Source organism: Rhodopseudomonas sp. AAP120 (assembly GCF_001295845.1).
Classification (GTDB): Bacteria; Pseudomonadota; Alphaproteobacteria; order Rhizobiales; family Xanthobacteraceae; genus Rhodopseudomonas.
In genome coordinates, this window is record NZ_LJIC01000052.1 from 1 (window position 1) to 21624 (window position 21624).

Here is a 21624-nt window from a genome sequence, read left to right on the forward strand (position 1 = left end):
GGCCGCCTGCACCGGCTTGTCCAGCACCGGATGCGCGATCCGCGACGCCTTCAGCGATACCGTGGCAAAGCCGGCTGCAAACGCGGCGATCAGCAGCGCGGCCGGAAAAGCCCGCGTCCGCCGCAGTAGAAACGCAGCGACGCTGAAGACACCCGCCGCGCCGCAGGCGACCCAGGCGATCGGCTCACGCTCGGCTGCGAAGTACAGCGCGATGCCGGCGCCGAACGCGACCGGCACGTAAGGCAGCAACCGCCCCGGCCCCGCTTCGGCGCGCACCCAGTCGCGCAGCGGACCGATGATGGCGGCCCACAGCCAGGCGCCCCACGGCACCAGCACGCCGGCTCGCGCAGCGACGCGCGTCGGCCACGTCCTGACCTTGGCTCGCCCCCGCTCCAACGCACGCATACTCCATCAAGCGAGTATGCAGACTGAGGCAGATCCCGCGCGCCGGCAACAATCGCCGGCGTTGACTATCAGCTTTTACCGCCGACCTCCTTGGCGAAGGTATCGCGCAACCCGATGGTGCGGTTGAAGACCGGCTTGGCGGCGGTGGAGTCCTTGTCGCGTACGAAGTAGCCCTGCCGTTCGAACTGCATCGGCTCGGCCGAATGGCTCGTCGCCACCTCTGGTTCGAGGCGGGCGTCGGTCAGCACTTCCAGCGACTGCGGATTGAGGTCGGCCGTGAAGGTCGCGGCGCTCGGCGCCGGGTTGGCGAACAGCTGATTGTAGATCCGGATTTCGGCCGGCACTGAGTGCGTAGCCGACAGCCAGTGGATCGTGCCCTTGACCTTGCGACCGTCCGGGGCGTTGCCACCGCGGGTTTCCGGATCGTAGGTGCAGCGCAGCTCGACGATCTCGCCCTGCTCGTTCTTCACCACTTCGCGGCACTTGATGAAGTACGCGTAGCGCAGCCGCACCTCGTTGCCGGGAAACAGCCGAAAGAACTTCTTCGGCGGCGTCTCCATGAAGTCGTCCTGCTCGATATAGATCTCGCGGCCGAAGGTGATCTTGCGGGTGCCGGCGGAGGGATCGTCGGGATGATTGATCGCCTCGAGCTCCTCCGTCTGGCCCTGCGGATAGTTCTCGATCACCACCTTCAGCGGCCGCAGCACCGCCATCCGGCGCTGTGCCGTGCGGTTCAGCTCCTCGCGGATGCAGAACTCCAGCATGCCGACATCGACCACGCTGTTGGCCTTGGCGACGCCGATGCGCTTGACGAATTCGCGGATCGCGGCCGGCGGCACGCCGCGGCGCTTCATCCCGGCCATCGTCGGCATCCGCGGATCGTCCCAGCCGGCGACATGACCGTCGCGCACCAGTTGGGTCAGCACCCGCTTCGACAGCAGCGTGTAGGTGATGTTGAGCCGCGCGAATTCATACTGCTTCGGCTGCGACGGCACCGGCAGCTTCGACAGCAGCCATTCGTACAGCGGCCGGTGATCCTCGAACTCCAGCGTACAGATCGAGTGCGTCACGCCCTCGATCGCGTCCGACTGGCCGTGCGCGTAGTCATAGCTCGGATAGATCGACCAGGCCTCCCCGGTGCGGGGATGATGCGCATGCAGGATGCGGTACAGCACCGGGTCGCGTAGATTGATATTGCCCGACGCCATGTCGATCTTGGCGCGCAGCACCCGAGCGCCGTTCGGAAACTCGCCCGCCTTCATCCGCCGGAACAGGTCGAGATTCTCCTCGACCGAGCGGTCGCGGAACGGGCTGTTCTTGCCCGGCTCGGTCAGCGTGCCGCGGCTTTCGCGGATCTCGTCCTGCGACTGGTCGTCCACATAGGCGTCGCCATTGCGGATCATCAGCTCGGCCCAGGCGTAGAGCTGGTCGAAATAGTCCGAGGCGTAGAAGACGCTGTCGCCCCAGTCGTAGCCGAGCCAGCGAACGTCGGCCTGAATGGAATCGATATACTCCTGCTCTTCCTTGGTCGGGTTGGTGTCGTCGAAGCGCAGATTGCATCGGCCGCCGAATTCCTGGGCGATCCCGAAATTCAGCGCGATCGACTTCGCATGGCCGATATGCAGATAGCCGTTCGGCTCGGGCGGGAACCGGGTCACGACGGTCTTGTGCCGGCCGGCCTCGAGATCGGCCTGGACGATATCGCGAATGAAGTCGCGCCCAGCCTCGGTCGTTGCGTCTGCCGTGGTCATCAATCGATCTTTCTTCCTCAAACGTCGCCGTGCGACTGAACGTCCGGCGCACCGAAGCCAGCCCGCGTCGACCAACAACCCAAGCACCGGTTCTGATTCGAACGAACCGTGCTTTGGTCGGAACCCGAGGCGGTATCTGCCAAATCCGGGGCTCCACGCCAACCCCCGAGGGCTGTGCGGAGCACTTTAGTTATGCGCCGATCCTGCTATACACCCTGCGCGCCGCTCCGGCGTGATTTCAATCCCAGTTTAGAATGACCCGTTCTGTCGTCACCCGCTTCGCGCCCTCGCCCACCGGCTTCCTCCATATCGGCGGCGGCCGCACCGCCCTGTTCAACTGGCTGTACGCGCGCAAGCACGGCGGCAAGATGCTGCTGCGGATCGAAGACACCGACCGCCAGCGCTCGACCCAGCCGGCGATCGACGCCATTCTCGACGGCCTGAAATGGCTCGGCATCGAATGGGACGGCGACACCGTCTACCAATTCGCCCGTGCCGCCCGGCACCGCGAAGTCGCCGAGCAGCTGCTGGCCGAGGGCAAGGCCTATTACTGCTACGCGACCGCCGAGGAGCTCACCGCGATGCGCGACAAGGCGCGCGCCGAGGGCCGCGCCAAGCTGTACGACGGCACCTGGCGCGACCGCGACCCCGCGGACGCTCCCGCCGACGTCAAGCCGACCATCCGCCTCAAAGCACCGCTGACGGGCGAGACCGTGATTGAGGACCAGGTGCAGGGCCGTGTCGCCTGGCAGAACGAGAACCTCGACGACCTGGTGCTGCTGCGCGGCGACGGCACCCCGACCTATATGCTCGCCGTGGTGGTGGACGACCACGACATGGCGGTCACGCACGTCATCCGCGGCGACGATCATCTGATCAACGCGGCGCGACAGAAGCAGATCTACGACGCGATGGGCTGGGAGCTGCCGGTGATGGCGCACATCCCGCTGATCCACGGCCCGGACGGCTCGAAGCTGTCGAAACGGCATGGCGCGCTCGGCGTCGACGCCTACCGTGCCATGGGTTACCTGCCGGCCGCGCTGCGCAACTACCTGGTGCGACTCGGCTGGAGCCACGGCGATCAGGAAATATTCACCACACAGGAAATGATCGACGCCTTCGACCTGCCGGCGATCGGACGCTCGGCGGCGCGGTTCGATTTCGCCAAGCTGGAGAGCCTCAACGGGCACTACATCCGGCACAGCGACGATCAATCCCTCGTGACCCAGCTCGAAGACCTGCTGCAGTATATTCCGCAGGGCCCGGCGATCGCCGCCCGGCTGACCGATACCACCCGGGCCCAATTGCTGCAGGCAATGCCGGGGCTGAAGGAGCGCGCCAAGACGCTGCTGGAACTGCTCGACAATGCCGACTTTATCCTGGCCGACCGCCCGCTGACCATCGACCCCAAGGGGCTGGCGGTGCTGACTCCGGAAACTCGCGCCCTGATCGGGCGTTTACGAGCCGCTCTCGAGGGTGTTTCGCCCTGGACGGCTGCGACCACCGAGGCGGCGATGCGCAGCTTCGCCGAGCAGGCCGGCCTTAAGCTCGGGGCCGTTGCCCAGCCGCTGCGGGTGGCGCTCACCGGGAGGACCACCTCGCCCGGGATTTTCGACGTTCTGGCGGTGCTGGGGCGCGACGAATGCCTGTCGCGACTGGCCGATCAGGCCGCTTAGCGGACCGCAGGATGGCCCGCAATCGGGCCGTCTTGCGGTGCACACGGCAATAAGCTACGCATTCCGCGTGTGCTTTTAGGCCAACCAGTCTCGCTCGCATCTTCGGTGCGTCGCCGCTGGTTTCGACAACGACATCGGGGACCACACGATGGACGCAACGACAAACAACAAGACAGCGACGCTTACGGTTGGAAACAAGACCTACGACCTTCCGATCCTGACCGGGACGGTTGGCCCCGATGTCGTCGACATCGCCAAGCTCTACGGCCAGACCGGCATGTTCACCTACGATCCGGGGTTCACCTCGACGGCGAGCTGCCAGTCGAAGATCACCTATATCGATGGTGACGCAGGCGTCCTGCAGTACCGCGGTTACCCGATCGAACAGCTCGCCGAAAAGGGCGACTTCCTCGAGACCTGCTATCTGCTGCTGTACGGCGAGCTGCCGACCAAGGCGCAGAAGGAAGACTTCGACTATCGCGTGACGCGCCACAACATGGTGCACGAGCAGATGTCGCGGTTCTTCCACGGCTTCCGCCGCGACGCGCATCCGATGGCCGTGATGGTCGCCTCGGTCGGCGCGCTGGCCGCGTTCTATCACGACTCCACCGACATCAACGATCCGACCCAGCGGATGGTCGCCTCGATCCGGATGATCGCCAAGGTCCCGACGCTGGCGGCGATGGCCTACAAGTACTCAGTCGGCCAGCCCTTCATCTATCCGAAGAACTCGCTGGGCTACGCCGCCAACTTCATGCGGATGTGCTTCGCCACGCCGTGCGAAGAGTACGTCGTCAACCCGGTGCTGGCGAACGCGCTCGACAAGATCTTCACGCTGCACGCCGACCACGAGCAGAACGCCTCGACCTCGACGGTCCGCATCGCCGGTTCGTCGGGCGCCAATCCGTTCGCCTGCATCGCGGCCGGCATCGCCTGCCTGTGGGGCCCGGCGCACGGCGGCGCCAACGAAGCGGCGCTGGCGATGCTCAAGGAGATCGGCGACGTCTCCAACATCCCGGAATTCATCTCCAAGGTGAAGGACAAGAACTCGTCGGTGCGGCTGATGGGCTTCGGCCACCGCGTCTACAAGAACTACGATCCGCGCGCCAAGATCATGCAGCAGGTCTGCCACGAAGTGCTGGCCGAGACCGGCCACCACGGTGACCCGCTGCTCAAGGTGGCGATGGAGCTCGAAAAGATCGCGCTCAGCGATCAGTACTTCATCGACCGCAAGCTGTACCCGAACGTCGACTTCTATTCTGGCATCACGCTGAAGGCGATGGGCTTCCCGACCGACATGTTCACCGTGCTGTTCGCCGTCGCCCGCACCGTCGGCTGGATCAGCCAGTGGAGCGAGATGATCGAGGATCCGCAGCAGAAGATCGGCCGTCCGCGCCAGCTCTTCACCGGCGCCACCACCCGCGACTACGTGGCGATCGACAAGCGCGGCTGATCGCTTCAGCTTCGTCGAAACAGAAACGGCGAACCGCTTGGCGGTTCGCCGTTTTGCTTTGTGGCACGTGCCGGATCGGAGCCGCGCGGACTCAGTAGCGCGCGCGATCCGGCAGTGTGCGGAATTCCTGCCAAACCTTTTGCGCGTCGCCCCGCATCATCTGCGCGATTTTCACCTGGCGTTTTGCGTAGGGCTTCTTCATATCGGCGCCGATATTCGAATCGTCGAACAGATCTGCGTAGTCGGTCCACGACGCTGCGTAGAAGATCCGGTCGAGCCGCGCCCAATAGGCCGTCGCGTAGCACATCGGGCAGCATTCGCAGCTGGTGTACATGGTGGCGCCGCGCAGGTTCGGCGCGCCGACCTTCTTGCACGCAGCGCGGATCGCATTGACCTCGGCATGCGCCGACGGATCATTGTCGCGCAACACGCTGTTGCCGGTTGCGGAGAGCACTTCACCATTGCGCACGATCACGGCGCCGAACGCGCCACCGGTCTTTTCGACGACGCCGGCCTTGCGCATCAAGTCGATCGCCTGGGTCATGTACTGACGATCCTGCTCGGTAATCGCCGTGGCAGCCGCCTGCTTCGCCTCCGCAACCGTTGCGCCTGCCGGCACCATGGCGGCGCCGAATGCTGCAGCCCCGGCTGTGAGGAAATTCCGGCGGTGGACGACAGTCGCCGACGCGAACAGAGTGTCGAGCGACGACGCAGCCTTGATCGATGATTTGGTCATGAGGTGCTCCGGTTGCGATGGTGCGGCTTGGCTCCGATCCGCACGACCGCAAACGGGAGCTTCAAGGGTTCCGAAGCTAGTTCCCATTGATTGAGAATTGATTGCAACAACGCCACCGCCTGTCGGCGTCAGCGACCTCAGTGCCGACGCATTGCGTCCAACACGATGTCCGCCGCGCGCGCGCTGGGCGTCTGGTCGCCGGTCGACAGGATGCGGTCGATGGTGGCGAAGGCATCGAGCTGACGCTGCCGCGCCGGCGTGTCGGCGAGCAGGTCGCGCAGCGCCGGCGCGAGCTTCTCGGGGACGCAGTCCTGCTGGATGAATTCCGGCACGACGTCCTGGCCGATGACCAGGTTGGCGAGGATCACCGTGCCCGGGCGAACCACCCGACGTGCGATCCAGATCTCGACGCTGCCGGCCCGATAGGCCGTCACCATCGGCACGCCGGCGATCGCCAGCTCCAGGGTCACCGTGCCGGACTTCGCCAGCGCGGCGCGCGCGGAGCGAAACGCGGCGCGCTTGTCCTGCTCGCCGACGACGATCCGCGGCTGCACCTCCCAGCCGGCGATGGCGTCGCGGACCAGCGGTTCGAGATGTGGCGTGGTCGGCAGCACCGGCTCGAACGCCACGCCGTCGCGCCGCAGCTGCGCCAGCGTCGCGCCGAACGCAGCCGCGTGGTGACGGATTTCGCTGCGGCGGCTGCCGGGGAGCACCAGCAGCAGCGGTGGCTCCGCCGTGCGCCGCTTCTGCTCCTCGTCGTTCGGCCGCAGCGATCCGATCTGCGCGGTCAACGGATGGCCGACGTAAGTACACGGCGGCCCGTTCAGGCGCTGGTACTCGGCCGGCTCGAACGGCAGCAGCGCCAGCACGTGATCGACATAGCCGAGCATCGCGCGCGCCCGCCCGGGCCGCCATGCCCATACCGTCGGCGACACGTAGTCGACGATCGGGATCGACGGATCGCGCCGCCGCACTCGCCGCGCGACGCGGTGCGTGAAGTCCGGGCTGTCGATGATCACCAGCACATCGGGTTTTGCCGCGAGCACCGCCTCGGCTGCGCGCCGGATCAGCTTCATGATGCTCGGCAGCCGCTGCACGACGGCAGCGAAGCCGATGATCGACAGTTCCTCGATCGGAAACAGCGAGACCAGCCCCTCGCCCGCCATCGTCTGGCCGCCGATGCCTTCGATGCGGATGCGGTCGCCGAACCGTGCCCGCAGCTCGCGCATCAGCGCGCCGCCGAGCCGATCACCGGATTCTTCGGTGGCGATCAGATACACGGTACGAACGTGATCGTGGCTGTCTGCGGCGGTCATGCGCGCGTCCCGACGATGAACAGGCCGCTTCGATCGGCCGCGGCGATCATCGCCTGTGGCTCGGCCACCACGGTGTGGCCGGCCTCGACCGCGACGCCGCCGAGCTGCGCGGCGATCAGGCCCTCGATGGTCTTGGGGCCGAGCGCCGGCAGATCGAAGCGCAAATCCTGCCCGGCTTTCGGCGCCTTCACCAGCACGCCGCGGCCAGGCCTGGCGCTGATGCGGCCGCTGGCGCGAAGCTGCGCGACGCGGCGCAGCAACTCGTCGGTGCCACCGGTGTCTTCGACCGCCACGATGTGGCCCTCGATCACCACGCAGCCCTGCCCGATATCGAACGGGCTCAGCGCCGCGAGCAGAGCGCGTCCCTTCGCAATGTCGGCCTCGACGACGGCATCAGCCGTTGCGCGTGTGAGACAGCCTTCCGGCATCAGCAGATCGGTCGCGACGTCCTTCAGTCCGAGCAGGCGGAAGCCGTAGCCTTCGAACAGGCGGCCAACGCCGCTGAGCAGATGATCGTCGCCGCCGCGATAGGCCGCCAGCACAGCGGGCAACACCCTGATCGCGCCCCAGTCGAGCCGCAGCGAGGTCAATGACGGCCGCACCAGCGAGCCGATGAATACCAGGTCCCGGCACCCCTCGCTGCGTAGTAGCCGCAGCAGCCTGCCGAACGCGCCCATTGCCAGCCAGTGATGCCGATATGCGGTGACACGCTCCGCGTCGCAGGCGCCCTTCAACGCGAACAGCACCGGCGTGATGCCGCGCGCGGTCAGCGAGTCCGCCACGGCGAACGGCAGCGTGCCGCCGCCGGCAATGATGCCGACCTTGCTGCCGAGCTGGGGTAAGGAGTCCGTCATGGCCGGAGCGCCGGCCGGTCAGGCGTCGTCGTCGTCGTTGACGCTCGCGCCGCCCTCGCGCGCCATGCACAGCGCGACGCGCTGGCCGCGACCGCCGCGGCCCTTGATATCGTCGATGAAGCCGATGATTTCGGCGATCGCCGGATCGTCCGCCGTGCGCGGCCGCACCCGGTCGAGCCGTTCGGCGAGCGGGCCGGCGCTGTAGAACAGCTCGTCGTAGAACGCGCGCACAATCCGCAGCCGCTCCTTGGTGAATTTGCGCCGGCGCATGCCGACGATATTCAGTCCGGACAGCTTCGCATAGATGCCGTTGGCGAGCGCATAGGGAATGACGTGGTTGCGCAGCCCGGTCATGCCGCCGATCATCACCTGCGGGCCGACGCGGGTGAACTGCTGCAGCACCGTCATGCCGCCGATGAAGGTGAAATCGCCGATCTCGCAATGCCCGCCGAGCGTCGCCGCATTGGCGAAGATCACGTCGTTGCCGACGATGCAGTCATGGCCGACATGGCTGCCGGCCATGAAGAAGCCGCGGTCGCCGACACGGGTGACGCCGCCGCCGCCGACCGTGCCGGTGTTCATGGTGACGTTTTCGCGGATGGTGCAGGCGTTGCCGATCGTCAGCGTGGTCGGCTCGCCCTTGTAGCCGGTCGACTGCGGCGCGCCGCCGAGCGACGCGAAGGGATGGATGGTGCAGCCGTCGCCGATGCTGGTGTGCCCGGTGACGTTGACGTGGCCGATCAGCCGCGTGCCGGCACCGATCCGCACGTTGGGACCGATGGTGCAGAACGGACCGATGCTGACCTCGTCACCGAGAATGGCGCCGTCTTCAATGCGTGCGGTGGGATCGATGTTGCTCATCCGGTGCGATCAGTCGGCCAGCATCGCGCCGACGTCGGCTTCGGCGACGATCTGGCCGTCCACCCTGGCCTCGCCGTGAAACCACCACATCGTCTTGCGGCGGCCGGTGCGGGTCATGTGATACTCGACGGTGTCGCCCGGCATCACCGGCTTACGGAACTTGCATTTGTCGATGGTCAGGAAATACACCGCGCGCGGCTGCTCGGTGCCGGTCACCGACAGGATGCCGATCACGCCGGCGGTCTGCGCCATGCCTTCGATCATCAGCACGCCCGGATAAACCGGCCGCTCCGGGAAATGCCCCTGAAACGCCGGCTCATTGATGGTGACGTTCTTGACGCCGATGCCGCTGTAGTCCTCGCGGATGTTCTTCACACGGTCGATCAGCAGAAACGGAAAGCGGTGCGGCAGGGTCTTGAGGATGGTGTTGATGTCCACATCCGCGAAACGTATCGGCGATTCCATCAACCCCGTCCTTCATCCCTGTCGTGCTCGGACTGCGACCCGGCCGCGTCAGGGCTGCCGGCCTCGGCCAGCCGCCGCACTGCTAGCATCTCGCGGAACCAGGTCTTGGTCGGCCGCGCAAACATGCCGCCCCAGCGCTCGCCGGGCGGCACGCTGTCCTTGACGCCGGACATCGCCGCCACCTGGGCGCCGTCGCCGATCACGACGTGGTTGTTGATGCCGACCATGGCGCCCAGCGCGACGTTGTCGCCCAGCGTCAGGCTGCCGGCAAGACCGCATTTCGCGGCAATCACACAATGTCGACCAATTGTTACGTTGTGGCCGATCTGCACCTGATTGTCGACCTTGGTGCCCTCACCGATCACGGTGTCGCGCAGACTGCCGCGATCGATCGTGGTGCCGGCGCCGAGCTCGACGTCGTTCTGGATGATCACCCGGCCAGTCTGCGGCACCTTGGTGTGCCGGCCGGCGAAGATGAAGCCGAAACCGTCCTGGCCGATATGGCAGCCGGGATGGATCAGCACGTTGTTGCCGATCAGGCTGTGCTGCAGATGGCTGCCGGCGCCGATGTTGCAGTCGCGGCCGATCTTCACCCCGGCGGCCAGCACGGCGCCCGCCCCGATGACCGTGCCGGAGCCGATCTCGACGTCCGGGCCGATCACCGCCAGCGGCTCGACGATCACCTCGTCCTCCAGCCTGGCGGTCGGATGGATGACGGCCGTCGGCGCAATTCCGGTGGCGCGGAAATCCGGCTCCGGACGCAGCGCATCGGCGTAGATCTGCCGGCTGTAGGCGACGAAAGCGTGGAATGGCCGCTTGCTGCGCAGCACGGCGACATGTGCCGGCACGCGGCCTTCGAACCGTGGGCTGACGAGGCACGCACCGGCGCGCGTCGCCGCGAGCTCGCTCTCGTAGCGGAGGTTCTCGAAAAAAGTCAGATGCATCGGGCCCGCTTCGTCGAGCGAGGCGATGCCGGCGATGAGCGTATCGGCCCGACTGGGGTCGACCAGCTCCGCCCCCGTCGCCGTGGCGATCTCTGCCAGCGTCGACGAAGGGCGTTGTTTGAAAAATGTTGTCGAGGTCATCCTGCGGTCGCAGTCCGGACCGCGGGACTTAGAACGAAGTCCCGCCGCCGAATTTGAATTCCTGGACGCGGTCGTACTTACCCTTGGTGATAGGAACCGCGTAGTCGAAGCGCAGCGGACCGAACGGCGAGGCCCAGATCAGGCCGATACCGACCGACGACCGAACCGTATTGGTGTCGTCGTAGTTCAGGCCGGCGCAGGTGCCGATCGACGTCTGGGTCGCCTTGATACACCCCGGAGCGTTGACTTCGTTGGTGACCGTCCAGGAGGTCGGGCCCTTGTAGTCGAACAGCGAGCCGGCGTCGGCATAGACGGCACCCTTGAGCCCGACTTCCTTCGGCAGGAACCAGAACGGCATCTGCAACTCGACCGACGCACCCCAGTAGTTGGTGCCGCCCAGAGCGTCGCCGCCGTAGCCGTAGAAGGCGTACTGACCGATGTCGCGCGGACCGATGCCGTTCGGCGCGAAGCCGCGGACCAGGTTCGGACCCATCTGGAAGTGGTCGAGCATGCGCAGCTGGTTGCCGCCATACGAGCTCAGGTTACCCGCCTGCAGATGGATGATGCCGACCACTTCGGACACCAGCGGCGTGTAGTACTTGGCGTCGAAGGCGGTCTTGAGGAACTTCACGTCGCCGCCGACACCCGCGAAATCCTGGCGGAAGTCGACCAGCAGACCGTCGGTCGGGTTCCGGGTGTTGTCGAGGGTGTTGTAGGTCAGGGTGTAGCCGACCGACGACGTCCAGTAGGCGCCATTCGACAGACCGATCCGGACCGGCAGCGAGGCTTCGCCGTCGCCATAGCAGCCCAGCGCGCCATAGCCCGTCGGATTCGGGTTGCCGGCGGCGATGAACTGCGGCGTCGGGAAGTAGCCGGCCGTGCCGAGGTTGTTGTTACAGTTGTTCAGATACGACGGCAGCGTGATTTCCTGCCGGTACAGCGAATAGCGCAGCTGCAGCGTCAGATCTTCCCGCAGCGCGAAGCCGAGGCGCGGGCTCACACCGAGCGTCTTGGTGCCGTAGGAGATGTAGCTGTTGGCCAGCTGTTCGCGCTGATAGACGTCAAGGCCGAGCGCGACCCGGTAGTCGAGCAGATAGGGCTCGACGAAGGACAGCGAGTAGCCGCGGGCGTACTGGCCATACTGCACGGTCGCCTTGGCGAACAGGCCGCGGCCGAGGAAGTTACGCTCGGAGACGCTGACTTCGCCCAGCGCACCGTCGCTGGTCGAGTAACCGCCCGACACCGAGAAGTCGCCGGTCGACTTTTCTTCGAGGTTGACCACCAGGATGACGCGGTCGCTCGACGAGCCCGGCTCGGTGGTGATCTTCACCGACTTGAAGAAGTCGAGGTTCTTCAGGCGGCGCTCGGCACGGTCGACCAGGGCGCGGTTGTAGGCATCGCCTTCCGAGATGTCGAACTCGCGACGGATCACATAGTCACGCGTCCGGGTGTTGCCGACGACGTTGATGCGCTCGATGTAGACCCGGGGGCCCTCCTCGATCGAGAACACGATCGAGACGGTGTGCGTTTCGAAGTTGCGATCGCCGCGCGGCCGCACCGTCGCGAACGCGTAGCCGCGCCGCGACATTTCGATCTGCATTTCCTCGACGGACTTCTCCAGCGCCTCGGCGTTGTAGAGCGAGCCGACATTGACGCGCGAATAGCCGCGCATCGAATTGGCATCGAAGTTCGCGATCGTCGACTCGAACGTCACGGAGCCGACGCGGTACTGCTGACCTTCCTCGATCTTGAAGGTGACCAGGAAGCCCTTCTTCTCCGGATCGTATTCGGTCAGCGCGGCGACCACCTGCACGTCGGCGTAGCCGTTCTTCAGATAGAAGCGGCGCAGCAGATCGCGATCGGCCTCGACCCGGTCCGGATCATAGACGTCGCCCGAACCGAGGAAGCTCAGCAGGTTGGTTTCGCGGGTCTTGATGACGTCGCGCAGCCGATAGGACGAATAGGCGTTGTTGCCGATGAACTCGATCGACTTCACGCCGGTCTTGGCGCCCTCGTTGACGACGAAGACGAGGTCGACGCGGTTGTTCGGCTGCTCGATGATCTGGGGATCGACGCGAACGTCGTAACGGCCGGAGCGGCGATAGATTTCGGCGATGCGCAGCGCGTCCGACTGCACCATCGGGCGGGACAGCGTGCCGCGCGGCTTGGACTGGATTTCAGCCTGGAGCTGCTCGTCCTTGATCTTCTTGTTGCCCTCGAAAGCGAGCCGGCCGATCACCGGATTCTCGATGACGCTGACCACCAGCCGGCCGCCGGCCTGGTTGATGCGCACGTCCTGGAACAGGCCGGTTTCGATCAGGGCCTTGAGGCCGTCGTCGATACTGCCCTGGTCGAGCCGACCACCCGGGCCCGGCTTGAAATAGGAGCGAATGGTATCGGCCTCGACTCGGCGGTTGCCCTCGACCTGAATCGAGGAAGCTGACTGCGCGGCCGCAGGCGACGCCGTGAGAACAGCAGTCGCCGTGGTGGCGACCGGTCCGGCGAAAAACACCAGGGCGGCAGCAAGAAGTCCCCCCCGCAACACTCGCATTCCAGCATTCATGCGCAACGCGCCCTTGTCATTCCGTTGCCGGCGCGCACCCCAGGCGCCGACAGAATCCCCAACGTGCCTTGCTTGTAGACAATTTTGCCAAACCGGCAAACGTCCTTTCGCAGTGCGATTTCAATTTCATTCCAACACGTTGCCTATCGGCCACGAATTGCATCAGCGTTAAGACGAAGCCAAGTGCAGAATGTCGTTATAGGTCGCGAAAACCATCAGCATCAGCACCAACCCCAGCCCAATCCGGAAGCCCATTTCCTGCGCCCGCTCGGACAGCGGACGCCCCCTCACCGCCTCGATCGCATAGAACATCAGGTGACCGCCATCGAGCAGCGGGACCGGAAACAGGTTCAGAAGACCGATTGAAATCGACAGCACCGCAGCCAGATGCAGCAGCGGCGTGAACCCGATGGTCGCGACCTGTCCAGAGATCTGTGCGATTCGCAACGGACCGCCGAGCTGGTCGGCCGCCTCGCGTCCGGCGAACAGCCCGCCGATGTAGGAGAAGGTCCGGTCGACGACGAACCAGGTCTCCTTGATCCCCATCCAGAACGCCGCGGCCGGATTGACGCGCTCGGTGGTCACCTCGCCGGCCGAGGTCGACCGGCTGATGCCGAGAATGCCGAGGCGCTGGACGTTACCGAACCGGTCCTTGATTTCGCGCAGTTCCGGAGTGGCCTTGAGGTCCACCGTGGAGTCGCCGCGCTGGACGGTGAAGCTCAGCTGGTTGCCGGCCTCGGCGCCGACCGTGCGCTGCATGTCAAGGAAGCTGTGAATCTTGCTTCCATTGATCGACAGGATGACGTCGCCCGGCTTGAAGCCCGCGGCCTCGGCGGCGCTGCCCGGCTGGATGTTGTCGACGCGCGGCGAAGTGCTCGGCACGCCGAACACCGCGAACAGGAAGGTGAAAAGGACGATCGCCAGGATGAAATTGGCCACCGGCCCGGCGACCACGATCGCGGCGCGCGGCCCGACCTTCTTGTGGTGGAAGCTGACCGAGCGCTCGGCCGCCGTCATCTTGGACAGAGAATCGTTCGAGGGCGTCGAAGCTTCGCTGTCGTCACCGAAGAACTTGACGTAGCCGCCGAGCGGGATCGCCGAGATTTTCCAGCGGGTGCCGTGACGGTCGTTGAAGCCGGCGATCTCCGGACCGAAGCCGAGCGAGAAGGTCAGCACCTTCACGCCGTTCCAGCGCGCGACCAGAAAATGCCCAAGTTCGTGGAAGAACACCACGATCGTCAGGACGAATAGAAACGGCACCACGTAGCCCACGATGCCGTGGCTCAACGTGTTGAACCCGTTCAGAAAAAGATCGGCCATCCCATTCCTCTCAAGCAGAACCGACGGCCCTGTTCCCCAACTCTCTAGGATGCCTTTGCGGCAATTTGAGGCAAGAGGGTGGCAGCCATTTTTCGCGCGCTATGGTCAACGGCGATGGCATCGTCGGCGCTGCTCATCGGTGCCAGATTGCCGGCGCGGACCCAGCCGTTCAGCGTGTCCTCAACCAGCCGCGCGATCGCCCCGAAGCGGATCTTCTGGGCGATGAAGGCGGCCACCGCGATCTCGTTGGCGGCGTTATAGACGGTGGTCGCGCCATGCCCCGTGCGAAGCGCGTCATAGGCCAGGCGCAGGCCGGGGAAGCGAACGAAATCAGGAGCTTCGAAGGTCAATTGACCAATCTTGGCGAGGTCGAGCCGCGCCGCGCGGCCGGGAATGCGGTCGGGCCAGCCGAGGCAGTGCGCGATCGGGATCCGCATGTCCGGCGCGCCGAGCTGCGCCACCACCGAATGATCGGCGAATTCGACCAGGCCATGGACGATCGACTGCGGGTGCACCAGCACGTCGATCTCGTCCGGCGACAGCGCGAACAGATACGAGGCCTCGATGACCTCGAGGCCCTTGTTCATCATCGAGGCCGAGTCGATGGTGATTTTCTGGCCCATGCTCCAGTTCGGGTGCTTGAGCGCCTGCGCCAGCGTCGCCTGCTCGATGTCCTCGGCTGCCCAGGTCCGGAACGGCCCACCCGAGGCGGTGATGATGACGCGGACGAGTTCGTGGCGATTGCCGGAGGCGAGCGCCTGATACAGCGCGTTGTGCTCGGAATCGGCCGGCAGGATGCGAGCATTCGCCGCGACGGCCCGGCTCATGAAGAAGTCGCCTGCGCAGACCAGGCACTCCTTGTTGGCCAGCGCGACGGTGGCGCCGCGATCGACCGCGGCCAGTGCCGGCTTGAGGCCCGCAGCGCCGCTGATTGCCGCCATCACCCAATCGGCCGGCCGCGCCGCGGCCTCGATCAGGGCGCTCTCGCCTGCCCCGCATTCGATCGCGGTGCCCGCCAGAGCGGCGCGCAGTTCCCCAAGCCGCGCGGGATCCGCGACCGCGACGAAGCGGGCGTTGAACTCCTTGGCCAGCTTGGCGAGGCCGGAGATGTTGGCGTTTCCGGTCAGCGCCTCGACCCGGTACTTCTCGGGAGCAGCCCGGATCAGGTCCAGCGTGCTGTCACCAATGGACCCGGTGGCACCGAGGACGCTGATGCTGCGCACGCCGTCATGGGCGGGGCGGTCGTTCTTCAAAGGGACTGCGCTCATCGGATCACCACACCATAAGACCGCGGCCAATACCATCCACCGAATCCCGCGCCATTCCGATCAAGGCCGCCAGCGCGACCACGGCGACATAGCCGTCGAGCCGGTCGAGCAGCCCGCCATGGCCGGGAATGATGTGGCTGGAATCCTTGACGCCGAAGCGGCGTTTGACGGCGGATTCGAACAGGTCGCCGAGTTGCGAAACAGTTGAAAGGACCGCTGCAAGCAGCAGAAGCGGCAGGACTTTTCCGAATCCCGCCAAGGCGAAGCCGAACGCGACGCCGAGACTGAGGACAAGGCCGCCGATCGCCCCGGCCCAGGTCTTCTTCGGACTGACGCGCGGCCACAGCTTCGGACCACCGATGCCGCGTCCGGCGAAATAACCGCCGATATCGGTGCCCCAGACGATCAGAAAGATCAGGACCAGGGCGATGAAGCCATGATCCGGATCACGCCGGATCAGCACCGAGGCGATCAGCGCCAGCGCCGCATAGCCGAGGCCCGACGCGGTCCACTGCCGCGGCTGATCGTTCAGCACCAGCAGACCGCCGACACCCAGAACGGCCGCCAGCGCGGCCGGCCCCGGCTTGCCGAACATCAGGCCGATGCCGCAGACCAGCAGCGTCAGGCAGCCGATCACCAGCACCCGGAAATCGCGGGCCGCACCGACCACCGACAGCCATTCCAGAAAAAGACCGATCGCGACGGCAGTGGCGAGCACGGCCCAGGCCCAGCCGCCCAGATAGGCGATCGCGATCGCGCCCGGCGCCAGCACGACGGCGGCAGCCACGCGCAGCCAGAGATTCCGAGAGCCCTGCTCGGCCGCCGGCGCGGCATTGTCCTGGCTCACGCGTGTCACGATCCTGTTTTCGCGGCCAAGCCGCCGAACCGGCGCTCACGCCGGGCATATTCGGCGATCGCCTCTTCGAGCGCCGCCTTGTCGAAGTCCGGCCAGTGAGTGGGCACGAACACCAGCTCACTGTACGCCGCCTGCCACATCAGGAAATTCGACAATCGTTGCTCTCCGCTGGTGCGGATGATCAGGTCGGGATCGGGAATGTCGGGCGCCTCGAGATAGCGGCCCAGCGTGTCGATATCGATCGTGTCCGGGTCGCGCGTGCCCTCGGCGACCTCGCGCGCCAGCCGCTGCGCCGCCTTGGCGATCTCCTGCCGCGAGCCGTAGTTGAACGCCACCACCAGGTTGAGCTTGGTGTTGTTACGCGTGAGTTCCTGCGCCTCGTCGAGCATCGCGCACAGGTCGCGATCGAGCCGGTCGCGCTCGCCGATCACCCGGACGCAGACGCCGTCGCGATGCAGCGAGGCGAGATCGTTGCGGATAAACCGGCGCAGCAGGCCGAACAGATCGACGATCTCGGTGGCCGGCCGGGTCCAGTTCTCCGAACTGAACGAGAAAATGGTCAGATAGCGGATGCCCAGTTCATTGGCGGCCCGCACCACCCGGCGCAGCGCCTCGACGCCGCGGCGATGACCTTCGGCGCGCGGCAGTCCCCGCGCCGCGGCCCAGCGGCCGTTGCCGTCCATGATGATGGCGACATGCGCCGGAACTACCGGGGGATCCGATCGGTCGGTCGCGGTGGCGGCAGCTTTCGACATACGTCAATTCCCGAAGCGTCATCCCGCGAAGAAGTATCCGTACGACCGCCAGAACGTTCTCGGATCAATAAGTTATGGCCGAGGGGATCACAAGGCTGGATACCGGCATCGTCATCACCCCGTTGCACTAGGCCCGATTCGCTCACCTGAGCGAATTGCAATTCGGCGCGGACAAACCGCAGGGTCCTGCGCCGAATTCAGACAGATGCAATCGCCGCGCCGCAATCACCCGCCGCAATCGTCCCGTCGCCGCAGAACGCGGCAACGAAGGGCCGATGTTAGACAGTCAGGATTTCCTTTTCCTTGTTCGCGAGCAACTGGTCGATCTCGGCGATCGCTGCATCCGTGGCCTTCTGGACTTCCTGGTCGAGGCGCTTCTGGTCGTCCTCGGAGATCTCGTGGGCCTTCTCGAGCTTCTTGATGGTGTCCATGCCGTCGCGGCGGACGTGGCGAACCGCGACGCGCGCCGCCTCAGCGTATTTGTGCGCGACCTTCACCAGCTCCTTGCGGCGATCCGCGTTGAGCTCCGGAATACGCAGCCGCAGCACTGTTCCTTCAGTCGCCGGGCTGAGGCCGAGGTTCGAGTCGACGATCGCCTTTTCGACGGCCTTGACCATCGACTTGTCCCAGACCTGAACCGACAGCAGCCGCGGCTCCGGCACGGAGACGGTTGCCAGCTGATTCAGCGGCATGTGCGTACCATAGGCATCGACCTGCACCGGCTCCAGCATCGACGCCGACGCGCGGCCGGTGCGCAGACCGCCGAGTTCGTGCTGCAGCGACTGGGAGGCGCCCTGCATCCGGCGCTTCACTTCATTGATGTCGAACTTCTCGGACTGCATGCCAGTCACTCCTTCCAGAATTCAGATGTCGCGGCGGGCCGGCGATCGGCCACGCGCGCTGTTCAACCGGCCACGATCGTGGCCCTGCCCGCGCCCCCGAGCACGGCGCCGATCGAACCCGCCTCGGCGATGGAAAAAACGATGATAGGCAGCGAGGTTTCACGGGCAAGCGCGAAAGCCGTCGCATCCATGACCTTGTAACCACCGGCCAGTGCTTCGGAATGTGTCAGCCGCTCGAACCGCTTCGCGTTCGGGTCGCGCTTCGGATCGGCCGTGTAGACGCCGTCGACGTTGGTCGCTTTCAGCACCGCATTGGCGTCGATTTCGGCGGCACGTAGCACGGCGGTGGTATCGGTCGTAAAGAACGGATTGCCGGTACCGCCGGCCAGCAGCGCGATGCCGCCCTCGGCGAGCGTCTCGAGCGCCGCAGCGCGGGTGTAGAGATCGCAGACTTCCGGCATCAGCAGCGCCGAGTAGGTCCGGGCCGGCTGGCCGTGACGCCGCAGCGCCTCGCCGAGCGCCAGGCAGTTCATCACGGTGGCGAGCATGCCCATGGTGTCGCCGGTCGGACGCGACACGCCGCGGGCGGAGACTTCGACGCCGCGGAAGATGTTGCCACCGCCGACCACGACGGCGATTTCGACGCCGAGATTGCGGGCGGCGATCAGGTCGCCGGCGACGCGGTCGATGGTGGGCTGATCGATGCCGTAGCTCTGGGGGCCGGCGAAATACTCGCCCGATAGCTTGACCACCACACGACGATAGATCGGCTCACCCATGATGCGGTCGCGTCCTCGGCGGGTTAGCTCCCGGCCAGACGCGGCCGGGAGTCCGTCTCGTGAAAAGCGATTACTTCTGGCCGCTCGCGGCGGCGACTTCGGCGGCGAAGTCCGAAGTCTGCTTTTCGATGCCTTCGCCGAGCGCGTAGCGCACGAAGCCGGTGATCTTGATCGGCGCACCGACCTTGCCCTCGGCTTCCTTGACCGCCTGAGCGACCGCCTTGCCCTTCTCGTCGTGGATGTAGGCCTGCTCGAGCAGGCAGACTTCCTTGTAGTAGGTCTTCAGGCCGTTCTCGACGATCTTCTCGATCATGTTCTCCGGCTTGCCCTGCTGGCGATACTTGTCGGCCATCACCTCGCGCTCGCGCTGCACCACGGCCGGGTCGAGACCGGCCGGATCGAGCGCCTGCGGGTTGGCGGCGGCGACGTGCATCGCGAGCTGGCGGCCGAGCGTGGCGAGTTCGTCGGTCTTGCCGGTCGATTCCAGCCCGACGATCACGCCCATCTTGCCGGCGCCGTCGATCACCGCGCCGTGGATGTAGCTCGCCACCACGCCCTGCGTCACTTCCAGCGAAGCGGCGCGGCGCAGCGTCATGTTCTCGCCGATGGTGGCGATCGCGTCAGAGATCGCGCCGGCGACGGTGGACGATCCGACCGGGGCGGCGTTGATCGCGTCGACGTCGGCGCCGACCTTGAGCGCGACCTGGGCGATCATCTTGACCAGGCCCTGGAACTGCTCGTTCCGGGCGACGAAGTCGGTTTCCGAATTGACCTCGATGACGACGCCCTTGGTGCCGTCGGTCACCGCGCCGATCAGGCCTTCGGCGGCGACGCGGCCGGCCTTCTTGGCGGCCTTCGACAGACCCTTCTTGCGCAGCCAGTCGATCGCGGCTTCGAGGTTGCCGTCGTTCTCGTTGAGCGCCTGCTTGCAGTCCATCATGCCGACGCCGGTGGTCTCGCGCAGCTCCTTGACCATCGCTGCAGTAATCGTTGCCATGCTCGTAGGTCCTTTGCCTGTCAGGGCGCACCGCACGGCTTGGGCCGACGGCACGCGATCAGGAAGTCATCACAGATTTCGACGACCGGAGCATTTCCCGGCGACGCGAAATCGCGCGTTGCGGACGAAAATGCTCGGTCTGTGGTCAGCGCTGCGGCCGGTCAGCCGGCCGCAGCGTCGCGCCTTATTCCGCCTCGGCGGTCATGCCCTTGGCCTGGGCGACCCAGCCATCGGCGCGGCCCGGCAGACCGACTTCTTCGCCGATCTGATGCGCGGTGGCCTGATCGAGCTCGGCCAGCTGCCAGAAGTGGAAGATGCCGAGGTCGTTGAACTTCTTCTCGATCGCACCGGACACGCCGGTGAGCTTCTTGAGGTCGTCCGGGGTACCACGCGGACCAGGCAGACCCTGGAAGCCGCTGGTCTGGGCCGGCAGATCCTCGCGGAGCGGCTGCGACGCCGCGCCGATGTCGAAGCCCGATTCGCCCTGCGCGCGCGAGATGCCGTCGATCACCGCACGAGCGACCAGATCGCAATACAGCGAGATCGCGCGGCCGGCGTCGTCGTTGCCCGGCACCAGATAGGTGATGCCCTTCGGGTCGCAATTGGTATCGACGATCGCCGCCACTGGGATGCCGAGCCGCTGGGCCTCCTGGATCGCGATGTCTTCCTTGTTGGTGTCGATCACGAAGATCAGGTCCGGCAGGCCGCCCATGTCCTTGATGCCGCCGAGCGAGCGGTCGAGCTTGTCGCGCTCGCGCTGCAGCTCGAGCCGCTCCTTCTTGGTGTAGGCGTTGGCGTCGCCCGAATTGAGCACGTCGTCGAGATGACGCAGCCGCTTGATCGAGCCCGAGATCGTCTTCCAGTTGGTCAGCGTGCCGCCGAGCCAGCGCGAATTGACGAAGTACTGCGCCGAACGCTTGGCGGCATCGGCGACGGCGTCCTGCGCCTGACGCTTGGTGCCGACGAACAGCACGCGGCCGCCCTTGGCGACGGTGTCGCTGATCGCCTGCAGCGCGCGGTGCATCAGCGGCACGGTCTGCGCGAGGTCGATGATGTGGATGTTGTTGCGGGCGCCGAAGATGTACTCGGCCATTTTCGGATTCCAGCGGTGCGACTGGTGGCCGAAATGCACGCCGGCTTCGAGCAGCTGGCGCATGGAAAATTCAGGAAGCGACATAGGTTTATTCTCCGGTTGGTCCTCCGGAAGCGCGTGGGCAACGAGCGATGGGACAGGACAATCCTGCCTTCCGGCCCGGTGCCACCGGACGGCGATTAAGCCATGCTTCCGTGTGAGATGGCGCGCGTTATAGCGGGATTCCCCAATAACGCAAGGCGAACCGGGCTGTCCGGAGCAACCGTCGGGACAGCATCAGTCTGGGCGGCGCAGGTCACGGACCTTCGAGGCGCGCCGTGGTGACGTCAGCCTAGCAGATCCTGCGGGCTCACGGTCAAGGGGAGAGGTTCAAATCCCCTCCCCGCAACCGAATTTACGCGAGCCTCAGCAGTCCTTTTCGCCCGGATGGCACTTCTTGGGCGGAGCGGCAGGCCGCGGCGGTGGCGGCGGAGCTGCACGCGGCGGTGCCGGTGGCGGTGCAGCCCGCGGCGGCGCCGGTGGCGCCGCCATCCGCGGCGGAGCCACTTG

General features: G+C 65.8%; 18 protein-coding genes and 1 pseudogene. 2 read left to right on the plus strand and 17 right to left on the minus strand.

The annotated features are described in order from the left end of the window. Window positions 1-405, minus strand: a pseudogene (locus IP86_RS09175) (ComEC/Rec2 family competence protein); the annotation flags it as partial. A gap of 68 nt (window positions 406-473) precedes the next feature. Next, window positions 474-2156, minus strand: coding sequence for a glutamine--tRNA ligase/YqeY domain fusion protein (locus IP86_RS09180; RefSeq protein ID WP_054162217.1), 1683 nt, complete (start codon window positions 2154-2156; stop codon window positions 474-476). Between the two features lie 254 nt (window positions 2157-2410). Between IP86_RS09180 and gltX the strand changes: the two genes are divergently transcribed. Both gltX and gltA read left to right on the plus strand, forming a co-directional pair. Continuing rightward, on the plus strand, window positions 2411-3832 hold the full coding sequence (gltX, locus tag IP86_RS09185) for a glutamate--tRNA ligase (RefSeq protein WP_054162218.1): 1422 nt from the start codon (window positions 2411-2413) through the stop codon (window positions 3830-3832). A 148-nt stretch (window positions 3833-3980) separates the two neighbouring features. Further along, complete coding sequence (gene gltA / locus IP86_RS09190; protein ID WP_054162219.1) at window positions 3981-5285, plus strand: citrate synthase; 1305 nt, start codon at window positions 3981-3983, stop codon at window positions 5283-5285. A 91-nt stretch (window positions 5286-5376) separates the two neighbouring features. On the opposite strand, the gene IP86_RS09195 is transcribed toward gltA, so the two are convergent. The 15 genes from IP86_RS09195 to IP86_RS09265 form a co-directional block, all read right to left on the minus strand. Beyond that, window positions 5377-6021, minus strand: coding sequence for a nucleoside deaminase (locus IP86_RS09195; protein WP_054162220.1), 645 nt, complete (start codon window positions 6019-6021; stop codon window positions 5377-5379). 137 nt (window positions 6022-6158) lie between these two features. Then, window positions 6159-7337: a lipid-A-disaccharide synthase gene (lpxB, locus tag IP86_RS09200; RefSeq protein WP_054162221.1), complete on the minus strand. Its 1179-nt coding sequence runs from the start codon at window positions 7335-7337 to the stop codon at window positions 6159-6161. Then, window positions 7334-8191 carry an LpxI family protein gene (locus IP86_RS09205; protein WP_054162222.1) on the minus strand — a complete coding sequence of 286 codons (858 nt, stop codon included), beginning with the start codon at window positions 8189-8191 and terminating at the stop codon, window positions 7334-7336. The genes lpxB and IP86_RS09205 overlap by 4 nt, the downstream gene beginning before the upstream one ends. An 18-nt stretch (window positions 8192-8209) precedes the next feature. Beyond that, a complete protein-coding gene (gene lpxA, locus IP86_RS09210) occupies window positions 8210-9052 on the minus strand; it encodes an acyl-ACP--UDP-N-acetylglucosamine O-acyltransferase (RefSeq protein WP_054162223.1) in 843 nt (280 codons plus the stop codon). Between the two features lie 9 nt (window positions 9053-9061). Beyond that, window positions 9062-9517, minus strand: coding sequence for a 3-hydroxyacyl-ACP dehydratase FabZ (gene fabZ, locus IP86_RS09215; RefSeq protein ID WP_054162224.1), 456 nt, complete (start codon window positions 9515-9517; stop codon window positions 9062-9064). Continuing rightward, the gene (lpxD, locus tag IP86_RS09220) at window positions 9517-10602 is read right to left on the minus strand and encodes a UDP-3-O-(3-hydroxymyristoyl)glucosamine N-acyltransferase (RefSeq protein ID WP_054162225.1); all 1086 of its coding nucleotides are present in this window, start codon (window positions 10600-10602) and stop codon (window positions 9517-9519) included. Before lpxD ends, fabZ begins: the two co-directional genes overlap by 1 nt. A gap of 28 nt (window positions 10603-10630) precedes the next feature. Beyond that, window positions 10631-13165 (minus strand): outer membrane protein assembly factor BamA, encoded by a 2535-nt coding sequence (gene bamA, locus IP86_RS09225; RefSeq protein WP_054162226.1) that lies wholly within the window; start codon window positions 13163-13165, stop codon window positions 10631-10633. A 168-nt stretch (window positions 13166-13333) separates the two neighbouring features. Beyond that, the gene (rseP, locus tag IP86_RS09230; RefSeq protein WP_054162227.1) at window positions 13334-14485 is read right to left on the minus strand and encodes an RIP metalloprotease RseP; all 1152 of its coding nucleotides are present in this window, start codon (window positions 14483-14485) and stop codon (window positions 13334-13336) included. Window positions 14486-14529: 44 nt separating this feature from the next. After that, window positions 14530-15753 (minus strand): 1-deoxy-D-xylulose-5-phosphate reductoisomerase, encoded by a 1224-nt coding sequence (gene dxr / locus IP86_RS09235; protein ID WP_054162228.1) that lies wholly within the window; start codon window positions 15751-15753, stop codon window positions 14530-14532. A gap of 4 nt (window positions 15754-15757) precedes the next feature. After that, window positions 15758-16600, minus strand: coding sequence for a phosphatidate cytidylyltransferase (locus tag IP86_RS09240; protein ID WP_054162229.1), 843 nt, complete (start codon window positions 16598-16600; stop codon window positions 15758-15760). A 5-nt stretch (window positions 16601-16605) separates the two neighbouring features. After that, entirely contained in the window at window positions 16606-17364 is a 759-nt protein-coding gene (locus IP86_RS09245) for an isoprenyl transferase (RefSeq protein ID WP_054162230.1), read from the minus strand. Between the two features lie 278 nt (window positions 17365-17642). Beyond that, window positions 17643-18206: a ribosome recycling factor gene (gene frr, locus IP86_RS09250; RefSeq protein ID WP_054162231.1), complete on the minus strand. Its 564-nt coding sequence runs from the start codon at window positions 18204-18206 to the stop codon at window positions 17643-17645. 62 nt (window positions 18207-18268) lie between these two features. Then, on the minus strand, window positions 18269-18985 hold the full coding sequence (gene pyrH / locus IP86_RS09255) for a UMP kinase (RefSeq protein ID WP_054162232.1): 717 nt from the start codon (window positions 18983-18985) through the stop codon (window positions 18269-18271). 70 nt (window positions 18986-19055) lie between these two features. Further along, a complete protein-coding gene (gene tsf, locus IP86_RS09260) occupies window positions 19056-19982 on the minus strand; it encodes a translation elongation factor Ts (protein ID WP_054162233.1) in 927 nt (308 codons plus the stop codon). A gap of 184 nt (window positions 19983-20166) precedes the next feature. Beyond that, window positions 20167-21159 carry a 30S ribosomal protein S2 gene (locus IP86_RS09265; RefSeq protein WP_054162234.1) on the minus strand — a complete coding sequence of 331 codons (993 nt, stop codon included), beginning with the start codon at window positions 21157-21159 and terminating at the stop codon, window positions 20167-20169. Window positions 21160-21624: the final 465 nt, after the last annotated feature.